The 18,982-nt window shown below is 47.4% G+C and carries 15 protein-coding genes; 9 read left to right on the forward strand and 6 right to left on the reverse strand.

The features are described from left to right. The first annotated feature begins 5 nt into the window (after nt 1-5). Nucleotides 6-752 (forward strand): MBL fold metallo-hydrolase, encoded by a 747-nt coding sequence (locus ACN0T0_RS10420; protein WP_417225790.1) that lies wholly within the window; start codon nt 6-8, stop codon nt 750-752. A gap of 1 nt (nt 753) precedes the next feature. After that, the gene (locus ACN0T0_RS10425) at nt 754-1,386 is read left to right on the forward strand and encodes a hypothetical protein (RefSeq protein WP_417225791.1); all 633 of its coding nucleotides are present in this window, start codon (nt 754-756) and stop codon (nt 1,384-1,386) included. Nucleotides 1,387-1,522: 136 nt separating this feature from the next. On the opposite strand, the gene gyrB is transcribed toward ACN0T0_RS10425, so the two are convergent. From gyrB to dnaA, 4 genes are read right to left on the reverse strand one after another with little or no spacing between them, the layout of a single operon-like run. After that, nucleotides 1,523-3,949 carry a DNA topoisomerase (ATP-hydrolyzing) subunit B gene (gene gyrB / locus ACN0T0_RS10430; RefSeq protein ID WP_417225793.1) on the reverse strand — a complete coding sequence of 809 codons (2,427 nt, stop codon included), beginning with the start codon at nt 3,947-3,949 and terminating at the stop codon, nt 1,523-1,525. A gap of 18 nt (nt 3,950-3,967) precedes the next feature. Further along, nucleotides 3,968-5,056, reverse strand: coding sequence for a DNA replication/repair protein RecF (recF, locus tag ACN0T0_RS10435; protein WP_417225794.1), 1,089 nt, complete (start codon nt 5,054-5,056; stop codon nt 3,968-3,970). A gap of 42 nt (nt 5,057-5,098) precedes the next feature. Beyond that, nucleotides 5,099-6,202, reverse strand: coding sequence for a DNA polymerase III subunit beta (gene dnaN, locus ACN0T0_RS10440; RefSeq protein WP_417225796.1), 1,104 nt, complete (start codon nt 6,200-6,202; stop codon nt 5,099-5,101). A 29-nt stretch (nt 6,203-6,231) separates the two neighbouring features. Beyond that, on the reverse strand, nt 6,232-7,785 hold the full coding sequence (gene dnaA, locus ACN0T0_RS10445; RefSeq protein WP_417225798.1) for a chromosomal replication initiator protein DnaA: 1,554 nt from the start codon (nt 7,783-7,785) through the stop codon (nt 6,232-6,234). 532 nt (nt 7,786-8,317) lie between these two features. Here dnaA and rpmH point away from each other — a divergent pair. From rpmH to mnmE, 4 genes are all read left to right on the forward strand, one after another. After that, on the forward strand, nt 8,318-8,452 hold the full coding sequence (gene rpmH, locus ACN0T0_RS10450; protein ID WP_091354204.1) for a 50S ribosomal protein L34: 135 nt from the start codon (nt 8,318-8,320) through the stop codon (nt 8,450-8,452). 23 nt (nt 8,453-8,475) lie between these two features. Beyond that, the gene (rnpA, locus tag ACN0T0_RS10455) at nt 8,476-8,862 is read left to right on the forward strand and encodes a ribonuclease P protein component (RefSeq protein WP_417225800.1); all 387 of its coding nucleotides are present in this window, start codon (nt 8,476-8,478) and stop codon (nt 8,860-8,862) included. Between the two features lie 18 nt (nt 8,863-8,880). Further along, a complete protein-coding gene (gene yidC / locus ACN0T0_RS10460; protein WP_417225802.1) occupies nt 8,881-10,554 on the forward strand; it encodes a membrane protein insertase YidC in 1,674 nt (557 codons plus the stop codon). A gap of 199 nt (nt 10,555-10,753) precedes the next feature. Beyond that, nucleotides 10,754-12,121: a tRNA uridine-5-carboxymethylaminomethyl(34) synthesis GTPase MnmE gene (gene mnmE, locus ACN0T0_RS10465; protein ID WP_417225966.1), complete on the forward strand. Its 1,368-nt coding sequence runs from the start codon at nt 10,754-10,756 to the stop codon at nt 12,119-12,121. A gap of 139 nt (nt 12,122-12,260) precedes the next feature. On the opposite strand, the gene ACN0T0_RS10470 is transcribed toward mnmE, so the two are convergent. Next, nucleotides 12,261-13,112 carry a universal stress protein gene (locus tag ACN0T0_RS10470; protein WP_417225804.1) on the reverse strand — a complete coding sequence of 284 codons (852 nt, stop codon included), beginning with the start codon at nt 13,110-13,112 and terminating at the stop codon, nt 12,261-12,263. 9 nt (nt 13,113-13,121) lie between these two features. Beyond that, on the reverse strand, nt 13,122-14,609 hold the full coding sequence (locus tag ACN0T0_RS10475; protein ID WP_417225806.1) for a SulP family inorganic anion transporter: 1,488 nt from the start codon (nt 14,607-14,609) through the stop codon (nt 13,122-13,124). A 473-nt stretch (nt 14,610-15,082) separates the two neighbouring features. Here ACN0T0_RS10475 and trxC point away from each other — a divergent pair, with 473 nt between their 5' ends. From trxC to rsmG, 3 genes are all read left to right on the forward strand, one after another. Next, nucleotides 15,083-15,520: a thioredoxin TrxC gene (gene trxC, locus ACN0T0_RS10480; RefSeq protein WP_417225808.1), complete on the forward strand. Its 438-nt coding sequence runs from the start codon at nt 15,083-15,085 to the stop codon at nt 15,518-15,520. A gap of 946 nt (nt 15,521-16,466) precedes the next feature. Continuing rightward, nucleotides 16,467-18,356, forward strand: coding sequence for a tRNA uridine-5-carboxymethylaminomethyl(34) synthesis enzyme MnmG (mnmG, locus tag ACN0T0_RS10485; protein WP_417225810.1), 1,890 nt, complete (start codon nt 16,467-16,469; stop codon nt 18,354-18,356). Then, complete coding sequence (rsmG, locus tag ACN0T0_RS10490; RefSeq protein WP_417225812.1) at nt 18,356-18,982, forward strand: 16S rRNA (guanine(527)-N(7))-methyltransferase RsmG; 627 nt, start codon at nt 18,356-18,358, stop codon at nt 18,980-18,982. Before mnmG ends, rsmG begins: the two co-directional genes overlap by 1 nt.

The following is an 18,982-nucleotide window of genomic DNA, read 5'->3' on the forward strand; positions in this document are numbered from 1 at the left end:
AACAGATGACCAAGCAATCAGGATCAAACATACCGAATAGTTTCAGTCTACTGGTGCTAGGCGTTGCCGGCGGGGCAGGCCATGTTTACAACGGCAGTTGCAGCAGTAGTTTTGTTATTCTAAAAAATAACCAGCCTATCTGCCTTGTCGATCTAGGCTTGGGGGTTACCCGCACACTCAGTAGCTATGGCTACACACTGCCCGACACTCTCATTATCACCCATAACCACACCGACCATGCCGGTGAGTTACCCGTGGTTCTGCGAGTTGAAGCGGCACAACAACGACTACTTAATATTGTCGCCGCCGCGCCGGTATCAGAAAGACTTCAACAGCACCGTATGGCCGAACACGCCGAACTTTTTCAATCGGTCGAGCTGGCCAACTGGTTAACGGCTCAAGTCGATACCCCGATGCCACTGACCGATGAACTGGATATCACCTTTCATACCGCCAAGCACTCGGAGCTCTGTTATGGTTTCGTGATCTATCGTGATGGCGCTCCGCTAATCGGCTATACCGGCGACAGTGGTTATTGCGCCGAGCTATATGAAACAGTGGCGGGTTGTCGCGTTTCAATCTTTGATGCTCGCCCCAAAGGAAATCCCTGGCACGCAGGCCTTGATGAGGTAGCACCTTTTTTGACCGAACAGGCTTATATTATCGGCCATGATCTCGATGCCGAGCAGATCCCAACAGACAGTCAACTGTTAAAGCCAGGCCAGCTAATTACAATCCCAGAGAGCGATTAAGATGCCATTTGCAGAGCTTGTTAAGCTAATTATTCAAGGCATCTATATGTTGTCTCCTTATTGTTGGGCCGACAGTTATCTCAAAAAGCGGGAGTTCCGTTTTCAGCAGGGCAGCGAAGAACAGAAAAAGTGGCGCAGTTGGCGGTTATTGATATCTGAAAAATACATTGTCTACTGGTTATTCGCCGCCATCGCACTGTTTATTTTAACCCCGATATTGCCTCAGTGGACGGCGGGGTTATTGCTGCTCAGAGCCTTGGGCATCATCAACAAGGAGCTCGGCGTAATTCTATTTGGCACCTGTAAGATAACCGAAGGCACAATGGTGGCTGCCTCGGGCAGAGTGATCGTGCTGGGATTGGTCAACTTTCTAACCGGCATGTTCCTCTTTGTTAGCGCCTATGCGCTGATCTGTTCCTTTGAAGCGATACCTGCCTACACCGAACGCAGTCTGCCTCTGTGGGCATTGATACAGGGAATGAGTGTGCAATTTACCCTCTCCAACGCCTTCCCACCGGCCGATCTATTAACCTGGTTTATCACCTTATTTCACAGCGGTTTCTGCTTTATGTTTGGCACCATCGTAATCTCGATGTTTGTTTCACTGCTAAATATTCAGCCGTTGCACAAATAAACATACGGTCTAGAGTTAGCCAAGGAATTAGTCGCTAGCGATGTAAGAAAACATCGGTAAGCTGCTTAAACACGGCAGGTACAAAAAAGCAGCCATTTGGCTGCTTTTTTATTACGCTAAATCAGAAACCCATCCATCAAATATCCAGATTGGACACGTTCAGGGCGTTGGTTTCGATGAAATCACGACGCGGTTCTACTTCATCGCCCATCAGGGTAGTGAAGAGTAGGTCGGCGGCGATAGCATCATCGATGGTAACCCGCAGCATACGACGCTGCTCAGGGTCCATGGTGGTTTCCCAAAGCTGTTCCGGGTTCATTTCACCCAGTCCTTTATAACGCTGGATGTAGTAGCCACGCTTAGACTGTTCCATCAGCCAGTTAAGGCCGGCGGTGAACTCAGTGGTAGCCAGTGTCCGTTCGCCACGTTTAAAGTAGGCGGTTTCTTCTAGCAGACCGTCGAGCGTGTCACCTAGGTTAGTCAGCGCAGCATAGTCTTTCGATTCAAAGAAAGACTGATCGAAGGTGTAGTTATGGCTCACACCGTGCTGAACTACGTTGACGTTCGGCAGATAGATACCTTGGCGCTCCGGATCTTCCGCGGCGGAAGAGGTGAACACATCACCACCGTCGAGGGTGTCTCCTAGGCCATCACAGACCTTATCGATCCACTCGGCAACGGTTTGTTCATCACTTAGATCAGCTAAAGATAGACGCGGGGTATAAACCATCTGACGCAGAATCTGTTCTGGATAGAGACGTGACAAGCGCGCCAGCATCTTATCGACGGCACGATAGCGATTGACGATCTCTTCAAGGCCCGTACCGCTAATGGGGGGAGCATCGGCATTGACGTGCATGGAAGCGCCTTCTAGCGCGCCCTGAAGCAGGTAGTTTTCCAGTGCATCATCATCTTTCAGATATTGCTCTTGCTTACCTTTCTTGATCTTGTAGAGCGGTGGCTGAGCAATAAATACATGCCCACGTTCGATGATCTCAGGCATCTGCCGGAAGAAGAAGGTCAGCAGCAGGGTACGGATGTGTGATCCATCTACGTCGGCATCGGTCATGATGATAATAGAATGATAACGCAGCTTATCCGGATTGAACTCTTCTCGGCCAATACCCGTGCCGAGCGCCGTGATCAGGGTGCCAACTTCGGCAGACGCCAGCATCTTATCGAAGCGGGCTTTTTCGACGTTGAGGATTTTACCTTTGAGCGGCAGAATCGCTTGAGATTTACGGTTACGACCTTGCTTGGCAGAACCGCCAGCGGAGTCACCCTCCACCAAGTATATTTCAGAAAGCGCGGGGTCTTTCTCTTGGCAATCGGCGAGTTTTCCGGGTAAGCCGGCAATATCCAGCGCGCCTTTACGGCGGGTCATTTCACGGGCTTTACGGGCCGCTTCACGGGCGCGGGCGGCATCGATCATCTTCGAGACAACCGCTTTAGCATCCTGTGGGTTTTCTTGCAGGTAGTCGTTTAACTGCTCATACATCGCTTGCTCAACCGCGGTTTTCACCTCGGATGACACCAATTTATCCTTGGTTTGCGATGAGAACTTAGGATCGGGTACTTTTACTGAAACGATCGCGGTCAAACCTTCACGGCAGTCATCGCCGGTGGTTGACGCTTTACCGTTTTTATTGAGCTTTTCCGCTTCAATATAGTTGTTCAACGCACGGGTAAGGGCGGTTCGGAAACCCGCCAAGTGAGTACCACCATCCCGTTGGGGAATATTGTTGGTAAAGGCGTGGATACTTTCTTGATAGCTATCATTCCACTGCATCGCCACTTCAACGCCGACACCATTGTCGTGCATAACGTTAACGTGGAACATCTTGTTCGCTGGGGTTTTGTTGGTATTCAGGTAATCAACAAATGAACTCAGGCCGCCTTCATAGGCAAACAGCTCTTCATCACCGCTGCGCTCATCCTTCAAGCGAATAGCAACACCGGAGTTGAGGAAGGAGAGTTCCCGCAGGCGTTTCGCGAGAATATCGAACTTAAATTCTAACTGGTTGTGGAAGGTATCTTCAGACGGCCAAAAACGCACTGAGGTACCGGAGGTTTCGGTTTGACCAACAACTTTCAACGGCTCATCTGGCACACCGTGACGGTAGGTTTGTTCAAACATTTCACCACGACGGCGAATCGTCAACCTAAGTTCAGCGGAGAGGGCGTTAACCACCGATACACCCACACCGTGCAAACCACCGGATACTTTGTAGGAATTATCATCAAACTTACCGCCGGCATGCAAGACGGTCATGATCACTTCGGCAGCGGAAACGCCTTCCTCTTCGTGCAGCTCGGTGGGAATACCCCGGCCATTATCCGAAACCGTCACACTGTTATCCGGGTGGATAACGACTTTGATTTCGCTACAGTGGCCAGCCAGGGCTTCATCGATTGAGTTATCCACAATCTCGAAAACCATATGATGCAGACCAGTACCATCGTCGGTGTCGCCTATATACATTCCCGGGCGTTTACGAACCGCATCCAGCCCTTTTAGGACTTTAATACTGGAAGAATCGTATTCCTGATTTTCGCCGCTCATTCAGATCTCCTGGCTGTATTACTGAGTGCTAAACGCACCCTCTTGTATATTGAAAAAACGTAACTCGGCCTGGTCTGACCAGTAACCGGTGAGCGCATCTTTATCAACACTGGTGATAAAACATTGGCTCGACGTCTTTTCTAAATAATTACAGAACAATCGGCTATGTTGCTGATCAAGCTCTGACGGAAGGTCATCAATCAGATAGATGCAGGCACGACTGTTCAACTTGTAAAATAAAACGCCCTGCGCCAACTTGAGGCTGCTCACCACTATTTTCTTTTGGCCCCGTGAGAGGCGTTCTGAAGCGGTGTGGCCATCAACTTTAAGACGCAGGTCAGCCCGTTGTGGTCCGGCACTGGTATAACCCTGACGCAGGTCGCGTTCAAAATTATCATCCAACACCTGATCCAGGCCGCGTTTTTTATCCCATCCGGGACTAAAACTTAGATCGATGCTGACGCCTTCAAGCAGGTCAGCAAGGATCAGATCAAATTCAGGTTTTAACGCTTCAATATACAGTTCGCGAAGCGTATTTAACTGTTCGGCATAGGTTATAAATTCTTGGTCCCAAACCGCCCGAATGCGTTGCTCGATTTTACCATATTTCAGCAAAGAATTTCGTTGTTTTAATACCCGCCTAAATCCCCGCCAAAGCCTTATAAATTCTGGATTTGAATGGAACGAGCCCCAGTCTAAAAACTGCCGTCTAACGGCGGGGCTACCCTCCAAAATCATAAAGGTTTCGGCGTTAATCACTTGGATCGGTAATAGCTCTGCCAAGGTGGTGATATCGATGTTATTTCCGGCATAACGGATACGACAATCACTCTCTAGATTGCGTTCGACACCTAACGGCTGACTGGCACCACTGCCCATCGCATCCACCTGAGCAAACACGGTACATTGCTGCTCACCACTCTGAATTAGGTGGTTTAGCTTATTGGTACGAAATGAACGGCATAGCCCGAGCATATGGATCGCTTCAAGCACACTGCTTTTGCCGCTGCCATTGGGGCCGTGAATGATATTAATACCGGATGACGGGCGCAGGCTAAGCTCGCTCAGGTTGCGAACCGCGCGAATATTCAGTTGGGTTATTGGCATATAAGGAGGGTATAAGAAGGGGCCTGAGGCCCCCTGACAGGATTACATCCGCATCGGCATAACAACATAGAGAGAGTTGGCATCATCGAGCCCCTCAATCAACGCGCTGCTGTTTGAGTCGGCTAGGGTGAAACGTACCACCTCAGAGCTAACGATCGATAACACATCCAACAGATAGTTAACGTTAAAACCAATTTCCAGAGTATCGCCTTCATAATCGACGGCAACGGTTTCTTCCGCTTCTTCCTGTTCTGGGTTATTCGCCATCACCTGGAGGTAGCCGTTGGTCAGCGATAAACGCACACCACGGTATTTCTCATTGGATAGAATCGCGATACGGCTAAAGACCTGACGCAGTTCTTGACGGGTGCCCAACATAAACTTGTCGCCACCTTGAGGAATAACCCGCTGATAATCCGGAAACTTGCCGTCAACCAGCTTAGAGGTAAAGGTAAAATCACCAGCATGGGCACGGATATGATTAGCACCCACCACCAATTTTACCTGATCATCACCACTCTGCAGCAGGCGAGCCAGCTCAAGGATACCTTTACGTGGCACGATAAACTGATGATTCGCCGGACCGTTAGTGTCGACTTCAGCCACACTGGTCGCCAGACGGTGACCATCGGTTGAAACCGCCCGCAGGCTATTCTCGGTAATCTCTAGCAACATACCGTTAAGGTAGTAACGTACGTCCTGCTGCGCCATCGAGAAGCCGGTCTGGTCAATCAGATGACGTAACTGGCTTTGCAGTACATTAAGCTCGAATGACTCAGGGCTATCCTCAACATTCGGAAACTCAGCCGCGGGCAGGGTAGAGAGAGTAAAACGGCTGCGTCCCGCCTTGATGACCATTTTCTGGCCTGTCAGTGTCAGCTCTATTTGGGCTGAATCTGGCAGAGATTTACAGATATCCATCAGCTTGCGGGCTGGAACGGTGATTGAACCCGCTTCAGCTGGCTCATCCAACTGTACCCGGCCAACCAGCTCAACTTCCAGATCGGTACCGGTCATCGACAACTGATCACCTTCAGCGACCAGCAGGATATTGGAAAGCACTGGCAGAGTCTGACGACGTTCCACAACCCCTGCAACCAACTGCAACGGCTTAATTAGCGCTTCTCGCGAAATAACAAATTTCATCTTTTGCTACCCTTAATTGATCAGACTGTTTACGCCGTCAGATGACGCAATAAGTTCTGATAATCCTCTCTTATATCCGTATCGGTCTCACGCAGCGAAGCTACTTTACGACAACCATGCAGAACTGTTGTGTGATCTCGCCCACCAAAAGCGTCGCCAATCTCAGGTAAACTGTGATTGGTCAGCTCTTTCGACAGGGTCATAGCAACCTGCCTTGGCCGGGCCACAGAACGACTACGTCGCTTCGAAAGCAGGTCCGATACTTTGATCTTATAATAATCGGCGACAACCCGCTGAATATTATCAATACTAACCTGTTTATCCTGCAATGCCAGCAGGTCTTTCAGTGATTCTTTAATAAAAGGCGTGGTTATTGCGTTTCCGGTGAAGTGAGCATTCGCAATCACTCGCTTCAGCGCCCCTTCAAGCTCCCGCACGTTGGAGCGAATCTTTTGTGCCAAGAAGAAAGCCGCATCATCCGGTAAACGCACCTGAGCTTCTTCGGCTTTTTTCATCAAAATCGCCACCCGGGTTTCCAGCTCCGGTGGTTCAATCGCCACCGTTAAGCCCCAACCAAAGCGGGATTTAAGCCGTTCTTCAACACCGTTAATCTCTTTCGGATAACGGTCACTGGTCAGGATCATCTGCTGACCACCCTCTAACAGTGCGTTAAAGGTGTGGAAAAACTCTTCTTGCGAACGCTCTTTACCGGCAAAGAACTGAATATCATCGATCAATAATGCATCGACCGAGCGGTAATAACGTTTAAAGTCATTGATAGCGTTCAACTGCAACGCCTTCACCATATCGGCAACAAAACGTTCAGAGTGTAGATAAACGATCTTCGCCTTAGGATTACGCTGCAACATCTCCATACCCACCGCATGCATCAAGTGGGTTTTACCCAAACCAACGCCACCGTAGATAAACAGTGGGTTATAAGAACCACCAGGGTTATCCGCCACCTGTTGCGCCGCCGCCAGTGCTAACTGGTTCGACTTACCCTGAACAAAGGAGTTAAAGGTAAATGACTGATTAAGATTTGATTGGTGACGCACACTGCCTTCAACGTCCACATTACGTGAAGGTGAGCCAGACATAGTCGTCGGCGCAACCGGTTCACGGTGGTTAATCGGTTGAAAGCTGCTGTCATCTATCGCCAGCTGATAGGGTGGGTTTTCTTCGATCGGTGCAGGGTTGGCCGGTTGAGCCGCGCGGGTATTGCGGGCCGGAGGCGCTGATGAGAAAGATTCTGCATCGGCAAAATGACTATCAGCACGACGCGCTGGCGCTGGCGGCGGTGCAGGGCGAACCGGTCGTTGTGAAAAACCACCGGCGCGACCAGCAATATCAATACTGACCGAGCCAGCAATATCACCACTAACCGCATTGACTACTTCAGTGATCCGTTTAAGGTATTTATCGCTCACCCAATCTTTAACAAAACGATTAGGCGCCAGCAGTATCAAACCGGTCTCAGACTCTGAAGACACCTTCAGCGGTCTAATCCAAGTATTGTATTGTTGTGAGGGGAACTCAGCCTGTAGATTTTGAAGACACTGTTCCCACAACTCAGCCGGCATAGCTAGTCCTTAAACATTCTCTAGTTTCACCCGATGAGAGTGAACGAGAATAAGATCGAATACGTAAAAAATATCAGCAGATAATACCTTGTAACAGCCCGCTTATCCACAGTTAGAATCAATCTGTTGCTAATTCTTTTTTCGTCTGTTTTTCAATCAGTTAGCCTACAATCCAGATATTATGCGGGAAACAGAGCGATCGTTTAAAAACTATCCAGATCTTAAATACAGTTAATATTCAGACCTATCAACAAGCTATATGTTTAATTTAAAACAACTTTATCGACTTAATCACAAATTATTGTGCATATCTGAATAAATTCATAAGCCGCTTATAACCCCCTATGCCTACTTATATATAGATAACTTCTATTTAGCCTTGGAAGCGATTTAGATCAGCTTTTTTAACTTTATTGCCAGTTATGGTTTGCAATGCAGAAATGTTTTCCCTATAATTTCGCGTCTGTTTTTGACCGTGGGATTCAGCCAACCTTACTGATACCACCACACTGTATGTTAGTAGGACTGACCAATGAAAAGAACATTTCAACCAAGTAACCTTAAGCGTAAACGCACTCACGGTTTTCGTGCTCGTATGGCAACTAAAAACGGCCGCGCTGTGATTAACCGTCGTCGTGCAAAAGGCCGTAAGCGTCTGTCAGCATAATTTTTGCCTGTCAGGCTCTCTGAATGAATGAATTCAGCTATCCCCGCCAGTTGAGACTTTTGACTGGTGGGGATTTTAAACAGGTATTCAGCCGAGCCAGCCTCAAGGTGTCAGATAAGCATCTGTTGATCCTTGCACGTCCAAACGAGCTAGAGCATTCCCGCGTTGGCTTTGTCTTCTCCAAAAAAAATATCCGTTTAGCTGTTAATCGTAACCGCGTTCGGCGTATTATTCGCGAGTCTTTCCGTCTTAATCAGCATAAGCTACCCAATGTTGATATCGTCATCCTGGCCAGACCAGGTCTTGGAGATATTGATAACAGCGAAGTTCAAGCGCTTATTACACGCAGCTGGAACAGACTGATTGGCCGGGCCAAGGCAAAATCCGATAAAACAAAATCAAACTCATAACTGAATGGTCCAGAAACCATGGATGTACAGCGCATTATATTGATCGCAGCACTGGCAATAATCTCTTATATGCTAGTGCTTCAGTGGAACCAGGACTACGGGGTTAAACCTGTACCGGTTGCTCAGGCCGAATCTGTTTCAGCTTACCAATCAAAAGCTGAAACAGTCGCCAGTAATGAAGGCAGTGATCTGCCAACAACAGAAAGTGCAGTGTCTGCCAATACTGATCTGCCCGAAGCAAAAGCGCTCGCAACCACAGCACAACAGCAACTGGTTTCTATTAAGACCGATGTGCTTGAACTGCTGATCGATACCAAAGGTGGCGACATCATTGAACTGGCTCTGCCAAAACACAAAGCAGCGCTGGATAATGATCAACCGTTTGTCTTGCTAGAGCAGAACGGTAACCGTACCTATGTTTCTCAAAGCGGCTTGATTGGTAAGAATGGCCTCGATGCTAGCCCTGAGGGTCGCCCACAGTACACTACCGCGGAAAACAGTTATCAACTTGATGGTGAAGAACTGGTTGTTGATCTGGTGCATACCGGTGATGATGGCGTTGTGGTCACTAAGCGCTTCCGTTTCACTGCGGGTAGCTACAAGATTGAACAGGATTTTCTGGTCACCAACGGCTCTAGCGAAAGCTGGCAGGCAAAACTGTTTGGCCAGATCAAACGCGACGGTTCAAAAGACCCTTCTCAAACTACCAGTATGGGTATGCAAGCCTTCCTCGGTGCTGTTTTCTCAACCGCTGATGAGCATTATGAGAAAGTAACTTTCGATGATATGCAGGAAGCCAACATCAAGAAAGTCAGCCAAGATGGTTGGGTCGCCATGTCACAGCATTACTTCCTGAGTGCTTGGATTCCAGATGCTGGTGCTGAATACAGCTATAGTAGCCGCGTTAGTAACGGTAACTATATTGCCGGTTTTGTTTCACCTGAGTTTAGCGTTGCACCAGGCGAAAGCAAAACAGTTAAAGCCAACTTTTATGCCGGTCCTAAAGATACTGACCTATTAGAACAGGCCGCTCCTAACCTAGAGTTGACCGTTGATTATGGCATTCTCTGGTTTATCGCTACACCGCTAGCCTGGTTGCTAAAAGCCATTCATGGGTTTGTAGGCAACTGGGGTGTCGCCATCATCTTTATCACTATCGTTGTTAAAGCGCTGTTGTTCCAAGTGAACGCCAAAGCCTTTAAATCGATGGCGAAGATGCGTAAGTTTGGTCCAGAGATGACCCGTCTGAAAGAGCTTCACGGTGATGACCGTCAGAAGATGTCTCAGGCGATGATGGAGCTATACAAGAAAGAGAAGATCAACCCGCTTGGCGGCTGTCTTCCTATCGTGGCGCAGATGCCGGTGTTTATCGCTCTGTATTGGGTATTGATGGAATCGGTTGAGCTACGTCATGCGCCATTCGCATTGTGGATCAATGACCTGTCGGTAATGGACCCTTACTTCATGCTGCCTATCCTGATGGGGGCGACTATGTTTATTCAGCAGTTGCTGAACCCAACGCCTCCGGACCCTATGCAGGCGAAGATTATGAAGATGCTACCGATCGTCTTTACCTTCTTCTTCCTATGGTTCCCAGCAGGTTTGGTTCTGTACTGGTTGGTAAACAACATTCTGTCGATCACTCAGCAGTATATAATCAACAAGCAAATTGAAGGTGAAGGCACTAAGTAAGTCTTCACTAACAAATAGAAAAGGTCTCTTCGGAGGCCTTTTTTTATGCTCGTCGCTGACGATTATTGCTGCTATCAAACCACTAAGCTGGCTTTTTCGAGCTACACAAGTCACATTTTTGTGACGTTCGAGCCAGGGCGCTTATATGCTAAAATCCCTAGCTGCGAATATACTGCTTAATCATTTTTCCGAGGTTCCGATGACGCTGATTAACCAAGACACCATTGCCGCTCAGGCGACTCCTCCCGGACGCGGAGGCGTGGGTATTGTGCGCGTCTCAGGCAAACTGGCCGCGACAATTGCAGAGCAGGTAGTCGGCTTCATCCCCAAACCTCGATATGCCCATTACGGGCCATTTTATGATGCCGATAAGCATGAGTTGGATCAGGGCCTAGCGCTCTATTTTCCCGGACCTAACTCCTTTACGGGGGAAGATGTACTTGAACTACAGGGCCATGGCGGCCCGATTATTATGGATTTTATCCTCCGTCGCGTCGTCGAATGTGGTGCCCGACTAGCCAATCCCGGTGAGTTTTCCGAACGTGCCTTCCTCAATGACAAACTCGACCTCACTCAGGCGGAAGCGATCGCCGATTTGATCGATTCGAGCTCAGAACAGGCCGCCCGTTGTGCCCTTAAATCACTTCAGGGAGCCTTCTCCGAGCGTATTCACCAGCTAGTTGAAGCACTCACACGGCTGCGAATCTATGTTGAAGCGGCGATTGATTTCCCCGAAGAGGAGATCGACTTTCTCGCGGATGGCAAAGTAGCCGGAGATCTACAACAGATCATCGATAAGCTATTTGAAGTCAAGCAGGAAGCTCGCCAGGGCAGCCTGATTCGTGAAGGAATGAACGTCGTGATTGCTGGCCGTCCCAATGCAGGTAAATCCAGTTTATTGAATGCCTTAGCCGGTAAAGAGTCGGCTATCGTTACCGATATTGCCGGCACCACCCGAGACGTCTTGCGAGAGCATATCCATATCGATGGTATGCCGCTGCATATCATCGATACCGCCGGTTTACGGGATGCTCCCGATGAAGTCGAGCGTATCGGTATCAGCCGTGCTTGGGATGAAATTCAAAAGGCCGATAGGGTACTACTGATGGTCGATGGCAGCACTACCGCCACCGACGACCCGCAACAGATCTGGCCTGAGTTCGTTAGCCGCTTAGAAGATAAGAGCAAGATCACGGTTATCCGTAACAAGTGTGACCTCACCTCAGAACAACCGATTATCGGTGAGCATGATGGCCATACGTTGATATCCCTATCTGCCAAAGCTGATATTGGCGTCGATAATCTACGTCAACACCTAAAAGATTGCATGGGTTTTGCCAGCACCACCGAAGGTGGCTTCCTTGCCAGACGCCGTCATATCGATGCACTTAACCGAGCAGAAAGTCTGCTATTAACCGGCCAAGAACAACTGATCTATGGCGGTGCAGGGGAGTTATTAGCGGAAGATCTGCGTCAAGCACAACAGCATCTGAGTGAGATTACCGGCGAGTTTAGCTCTGATGATCTATTAGGAAGGATTTTTAGTTCGTTCTGTATCGGTAAATAGTTCGCTTCAATAGCCGTACCGAATAGCCGACATAAAAAAGGGCTTGTTCTCAATGATAGAGAACAAGCCCTTTTTAGTCTTTAAACAGTGCTCAAACGGCTTAACTCTGTTACAAAAGCTAAGCCAAATAACCGAAAAATTAACTTAAAATCACCAGTGGAAGCTCGGTTTTTTCAATCATTTTGAGTGTATTACTGCCCAAAAAAGCATGGGCAAATTTAGAGTGAGAAAACGCTCCCATAACCAACATATCAACCTCATGATTGGCTTTATAATCCATTAATGAGGCGAAAATATTGCCGTCTAAAAAGCTCGATTTCACCTCAAAACCATGCTCAATAAGCAGCTTTTCGGTCAGCTGAAACTTGTCCTTCAAGGCCGTTTGATTGTTCTTCACAGTGACTAAGTGACAGGTCATCTTGTGCAATAACCCCCCCTCGATAATCCGTTTAACCGCCTTATCTGCCGTTTCCCGTCCATCATAGGCCAACATAAAACTGCTCGGCTCGCGGAACGTTTTATTCGTAATCAGTACCGGGGTATGGACCTGCCGCAGTATTTGCTCAATATGCGAACCAAGGGCTTTAAAATCTTGCCCATGACTTTCCCCAGAACGCCCTATCACGATCAAGCGGGCGCTTGCCTCTAGGTCATCGACCGCCTCAGCAATATCACTATGACGCTGGGTCTTTTCAACCTGTTCACAGCCCTGCTGCTGAGCTAATTGGTAAGCATCTTCGAGTATCTCTTTACCAATCTTTGATGCCAGTTTACTGCGCTGTTCATCCAGTGATGCCATCTCATTTAACAGCGAAGAGCGGGCGCCAAGACCGATAGCCCCACTAAGATCTTCAACCTTAGCGCTGTTATTCTTTTCGATCGCGTGCAGAAACAGAATCACTTTATCGAGTTTTTTCGCCGCCCAAATACCCGCTCGACAAACCGCCTCGGAGTAAACAGAACCATCCACACATGTAATAATCTTATTCATTGTTATCTCCTAGTGACCCGCCATTAGCTTTTCAACTTCTTGAGGGTCTGTGTGGACGCCAAATTTATCAACAATGGTTGCTGTCGCGTCACTCATACCAATAATCTCAACCTCGGCGCCTTCTCGCTTAAATTTAATCACCACTTTATCAAGCGAAGAGACCGCCGTAATATCCCAAAAGTGGGCGTGAGTCAGGTCAATGACGACTTTATCAACCGCTTCCTTAAAGTCAAATGACTCGATAAATTGCTCTGCCGAAGCAAAAAACACCTGACCTGCGACCTGATAAACACGTTCATCATCGCTCTCTTGAGCCGACTTGACGACCATAAAGCGACCAATTTTGTTAGCAAAAAACAGCGTCGCCAACAGTACACCGACCAATACACCTAAGGCTAAATTATGGGTCGCCACCACCACGATTACTGTTGCAATCATGACAATATTGGTTGAAAGAGGGTGCTTTTTCAGGTCTCTAATTGAGCTCCAAGAGAAGGTACCAATAGATACCATAATCATCACTGCCACGAGAGCAGCCATCGGAATTTGCTTAAGCCATTCATCCAGAAAAACGATCATAATGATCAGAAATAGGCCCGCCGTAAAAGTCGACAGTCGTCCACGACCACCGGATTTGACATTGATAATGGACTGTCCAATCATGGCACAACCGGCCATACCGCCCATTAAACCAGCACCAATATTCGCCATGCCTTGCCCTTTACACTCTTTATTCCGGTCACTTTTAGTGTCCGTTAAGTCATCAACAATGGTCGCGGTCATCATCGATTCCAGTAAACCAACCACCGCTAGGCCAACAGAATAGGGCAATATAATCATCAATGTTTCCATATTAAGAGGAACATCCGGCCATAAAAATATAGGTAATGTATCAGGTAATTCGCCCATATCCCCAACCGTACGAATATCCAATCCTAGGGTAATGGCAACAGCGGTTAAGACCACGATACACACCAGCGGTGAGGGGATCGTTTTACCGATAACCGGTAGATAAGGAAACAGATAGATAATAGCCAAACCAGCCAAGGTCATAGCATAAACGTGCCAGGTAACATCGGTAAGCTCGGGTAACTGGGCCATAAAAATAAGAATAGCTAAAGCATTTACGAACCCAGTCACCACCGAGCGGGACACGAAACGCATCAAACTCCCCAGCTTTAGAAAGCCAGCAAGGATTTGAAACAGCCCGGTCAATAAGGTCGAGGCAAGTAGATATTCGAGCCCATAGTCTTTGACTAAGGTCACCATCAACAGTGCCATCGCACCGGTGGCTGCCGAAATCATACCCGGCCGGCCACCGACAATGGCAATAATAACAGCGATACAGAACGACGCGTATAAGCCAACCTTAGGGTCAACCCCGGCAATAATCGAGAACGCAATCGCTTCGGGGATCAGCGCCAATGCAACCACAATACCGGCAAGCAGGTCGCCCCGAATATTGCAGAGCCACTCATGTTTCATTTTTTCCAGCATAAAAAAACCTTATTAGATGTTAAGCACACACCGGCATTCAGCAGAGAACAGACGTGTCATGTCCCCAATGAAAGTGACGGCATGCAGATAAATAGGTGTTTAGATAGCAACAAATCAACCGTTGAGACGGCATCGAGGTGTCACGAGAGTGTGTAACCTTAAGAGGGAAAGCCTATGGCGGGGTAAGACGCAAAACAGATTACCTTATGATAAGTCATTAAATAGTGGTCAAAAACTATACCGTCAATCCAACATAGAGGCAAGGAATCGCCCTGTTAGCGAGTCGTTTAATAACTAATATATCGACTTCAATTTGCCGTTAACAACCCTATCTTGACGACTCATTTGAGCGTAAAGTCTGATATTACAATACGCCAATAAGCGTATATATTAGTTGTTTTATGCTGCAATAAGCTGGCTATTTAAGCCCATAACAAGCCGCATAACATCTGTTTAGTAAGTAAGGATTCACTATGACAACCCGTATTTGTTGCCCTCATTGTTCGGCAACCAACAACGTACCAACCGCTCGGCTGGCTGATAAACCTAACTGTGGTAAGTGTAAACAACCGCTGTTTAAAGGAGCCACCACGGCGCTAACCGCCGCTAATTATCAAAGCATGATTAGCCGTAATGATATCCCTGTTTTAGTCGATTGCTGGGCCAGTTGGTGTGGACCCTGTCAGCAATTTGGACCGGTATTTGAACAGGCGGCAGGGCAGTTTGAACCTAAACTGAGGCTCGTTAAACTCGATACCGAAGCCGAGCAAAGCATCGGTGCTCAACTACAGATTCGTTCGATCCCGACCCTAATCCTGTTTCGCCAGGGTAAAGAGGTCGCTAGAGTCAGTGGCGCACTCCCGTTAGGGCAGCTTAAACAGTGGTTAATACAAAATGGGGTCGATCTTTGATCGCCCCTAAAAAAAAATCCACTTATCCACCATAAATCCGGCGCAACCAGATTCACTTCGTACACGGCTAGTTACCCACAGCTTATAGCCATCTTCATCCCGGCACTCGTCTAAGCACCTTCCCCTAAAGTTACAAACAGTTCTAAAAAACAGAATATTGACTATTTATCTATATTTATCAATAAGTTACATATAACGCTTTATTAACACCTTATAATTACTCACAGCGAGCTGTGGATAGCCTATGGATTAAGGGTCAATAAAGTGTGCAGATCCGGTGCTTATCTAATAACAATATTCACAATACTTTTTATACTGAATCGATCAAGCCTAAGTGCCGATACCTAGATTCAAGTATCAAGATCAAAGTAAGCTATTGTTACTAAAGATATTTATCTTCTAAAAGGGCAAGTTAATGTCATTGATCTACTTTAAGAAGCTTTATTAGTTATCCGCAACAAAGATATCCTTACTTAAGAAGTTAACAGTGGATCTGATGGATTTAACAGCCCCTCAATTTTATCCACTAAACCCTGTGTGTAATCTGTATAACTACCGGGGAGTAACCGGTTGATGAAGCTGTGTATAATAACCCCTGTGCATAAAGAGCCTAGTTACGCACAGCTCTGTGACACCCTATCCAGCGGTTAATCGCAGTTATACAACAGGGTTTTATTGACTTTAAGTATTTGAAATATATATAGATATACTGGTTATCAACTGAAAGTAGCCTGCTTAATAATAACCATAAAAATAAAAAACATATCTTAAGAACATATTTAATTAATATATAAAAAATCGTTAAAAAAGAAACTGATTAAAAGGTGTTCAAAGTTTAACCATTTCTATATTGACCCCTTAGGTTTATACTTAGCGCCTTTTTCTGAGCCACTGCCTATCGGCATAAAAATTCAGGCTCTCTTTAATTAAATGATGAGGTTAAGCAGTGGACTATCCTGACCACTTTGATGTGATTGTAATTGGTGGTGGCCATGCCGGAACGGAGGCCGCTCTCGCAGCTGCACGCACAGGTGTTAAAACACTTCTGTTAACCCACAACATAGAAACCCTGGGACAGATGTCTTGTAATCCAGCCATTGGTGGCATTGGTAAAAGTCATCTGGTTAAAGAGATTGATGCGTTAGGTGGAGCGATGGCCATCGCCACTGACAAAGGTGGCATTCAATTTCGGACCCTTAACTCCCGTAAAGGACCAGCCGTACGAGCGACCCGTGCTCAAGCTGACCGTATTCTGTATAAAGCCGCGATTCGCGAGATTCTCGAAAATCAGCCCAATCTGCAATTGTTCCAACAAGCAGCGGATGATCTGATTGTCGAAGGTGATACAGTCAAAGGGGTTGTCACTCAAGCGGGGCTGCGTTTCTTTGCCAAAAGCATTGTTTTAACCGTGGGTACCTTCCTCGGTGGTAAAATTCATATCGGCTTAGATAATTACTCCGGTGGTCGGGCAGGTGATCCACCATCAATTGCCTTAGCAGATCGTTTACGAGAACTGCCTTTACGGGTTGACCGATTAAAAACCGGAACGCCACCACGTATTGATGCTCGCAGTGTTGATTTTAGTTTGTTGCAAGAGCAGCCCGGCGATACACCCACACCGGTTATGTCGTTTATGGGATCACTGGCGGATCATCCACGGCAAATTAGCTGTTTTATTACTCACACCAATGAACGCACTCATGACATTCTGCGTTCAGGATTAGATCGCTCACCGATGTACACCGGTGTTATCGACGGGGTCGGCCCACGTTACTGTCCATCGGTTGAAGATAAGATTGTTCGGTTTGCAGATAAAACCAGCCATCAGGTGTTTGTCGAACCAGAAGGTTTGACCACCCATGAGCTTTATCCCAATGGTATTTCGACCAGCTTGCCGTTTGATATTCAACTAGCGGCGGTGCGATCCATCAAAGGTTTTGAAAACGCCTTCATCACTCGACCAGGCTATGCGATTGAATATGATTTCTTTAATCCGCAGGATCTAAAGCACACCTTAGAGACCAAAGTGATCAATGGTCTCTATTTTGCCGGTCAGATCAACGGTACAACCGGTTATGAAGAAGCCGGTGCTCAGGGGTTACTCGCGGGTGTTAACGCCTCCCTGCGTGCTCAGGAGAAGGACCAGTGGTATCCACGACGTGATGAAGCCTATCTCGGTGTGCTGGTTGATGATCTGATTACCATGGGCACCTCAGAACCTTATCGTATGTTCACCAGCCGAGCGGAATACCGTTTGATTTTGCGGGAAGACAATGCGGATTTACGCTTGACCGAAAAAGGCCGCGAATTGGGCTTGGTCAATGATGAGCGCTGGCAGCGTTTCTGCGATAAGCGTGAAGCGGTTGAATTGGAGAACCAGCGTCTCAAGGAGACGTGGATACAACCAGGCACTCCCGAAGCGGCAGTGTTGAATGCCAAGTTACAGCAGCCGATTAACCGTGAATATAATCTTAAAGACTTGGTTAAGCGTCCAGAGCTGAACTATGCCTCGGTAGCAGGTTTAAAAGGCACACCGGTAGCGGATCCTCAAGTGGCTGAGCAGGTTGAGATTCAGATCAAGTATGCCGGCTACATTGATCGACAAAAAGAGGACATCGAAAAGGTACGGCGTCAGGAAGATACGCTGTTGCCGGTCGATTTTGATTATGCCTCGGTTGGTGGTTTGTCCAATGAACTGACCTCTAAACTGGAACAGGTTAGACCTGAAAGTATTGCGCAAGCAGCACGGATTCAGGGTATGACACCTGCAGCGATCTCGTTGTTATTGATTCACTTGAAGAAAAAGCAGATGACCCAGAAGAAGGCGCTGAATTGATGCCGCAGTACCGTAATCTACTCGAACAACAGTGCCAACAGATCGATCTTCAACTCAGCGATGAGCAATACGAGCAATTGCTGAAATACCATGCGTTGCTGGTTAAATGGAATAAAACCTTTAACCTTACGGCGGTGCGTTCACCTGAAGAGATGATTAGCCGACATCTGATCGATAGTCTCAGTGTGTTGCCCTATATCGATGTTGAACGTTTGATTGATGTTGGCAGTGGACCTGGCTTGCCGGGAATTCCGTTGGCGATTTGTCGTCCCGATCTACCGATTACACTGCTTGACAGTAATATCAAAAAAAGTCGGTTTCAATTTCAGGCCAAAGCCGAACTCGGTTTAGACAATGTCGATGTAATTCATGAACGGGTTGAAAAATATACGCCAGATGTTCTCTTTGACGGGGTGATATCAAGGGCGTTTGCGTCATTGCAGGATATGCTGCATTGGACCTCACATCTATGTGCCAGTGAAGGTGTTTTTCTTGCAATGAAAGGGATGTATCCTGTTGAGGAGATCGAGTTATTACCCGAGTCTATTAATCTGCGTCAGAGTGTACGGCTGAATGTGCCGGGTACCGAAGGCGAGCGACATCTGCTGATGTTAGGGAGAACTTGA

The sequence above is a fragment of the Amphritea sp. genome, assembly GCF_048266285.1.
Classification (GTDB): Bacteria; Pseudomonadota; Gammaproteobacteria; order Pseudomonadales; family Balneatricaceae; genus Amphritea.

Bases quoted from the DNA above. Each gene is read 5' to 3' on its own strand.
- ACN0T0_RS10420 (WP_417225790.1), top strand. From the start codon at position 6: ATGACCAAGCAATCAGGATCAAACATACCGAATAGTTTCAGTCTACTG.
- ACN0T0_RS10425 (WP_417225791.1), top strand. From the start codon at position 754: ATGCCATTTGCAGAGCTTGTTAAGCTAATTATTCAAGGCATCTATATG.
- gyrB (WP_417225793.1), bottom strand. From the start codon at position 3,949: ATGAGCGGCGAAAATCAGGAATACGATTCTTCCAGTATTAAAGTCCTA.
- recF (WP_417225794.1), bottom strand. From the start codon at position 5,056: ATGCCAATAACCCAACTGAATATTCGCGCGGTTCGCAACCTGAGCGAG.
- dnaN (WP_417225796.1), bottom strand. From the start codon at position 6,202: ATGAAATTTGTTATTTCGCGAGAAGCGCTAATTAAGCCGTTGCAGTTG.
- dnaA (WP_417225798.1), bottom strand. From the start codon at position 7,785: ATGCCGGCTGAGTTGTGGGAACAGTGTCTTCAAAATCTACAGGCTGAG.
- rpmH (WP_091354204.1), top strand. From the start codon at position 8,318: ATGAAAAGAACATTTCAACCAAGTAACCTTAAGCGTAAACGCACTCAC.
- rnpA (WP_417225800.1), top strand. From the start codon at position 8,476: ATGAATGAATTCAGCTATCCCCGCCAGTTGAGACTTTTGACTGGTGGG.
- yidC (WP_417225802.1), top strand. From the start codon at position 8,881: ATGGATGTACAGCGCATTATATTGATCGCAGCACTGGCAATAATCTCT.
- mnmE (WP_417225966.1), top strand. From the start codon at position 10,754: ATGACGCTGATTAACCAAGACACCATTGCCGCTCAGGCGACTCCTCCC.
- ACN0T0_RS10470 (WP_417225804.1), bottom strand. From the start codon at position 13,112: ATGAATAAGATTATTACATGTGTGGATGGTTCTGTTTACTCCGAGGCG.
- ACN0T0_RS10475 (WP_417225806.1), bottom strand. From the start codon at position 14,609: ATGCTGGAAAAAATGAAACATGAGTGGCTCTGCAATATTCGGGGCGAC.
- trxC (WP_417225808.1), top strand. From the start codon at position 15,083: ATGACAACCCGTATTTGTTGCCCTCATTGTTCGGCAACCAACAACGTA.
- rsmG (WP_417225812.1), top strand. From the start codon at position 18,356: ATGCCGCAGTACCGTAATCTACTCGAACAACAGTGCCAACAGATCGAT.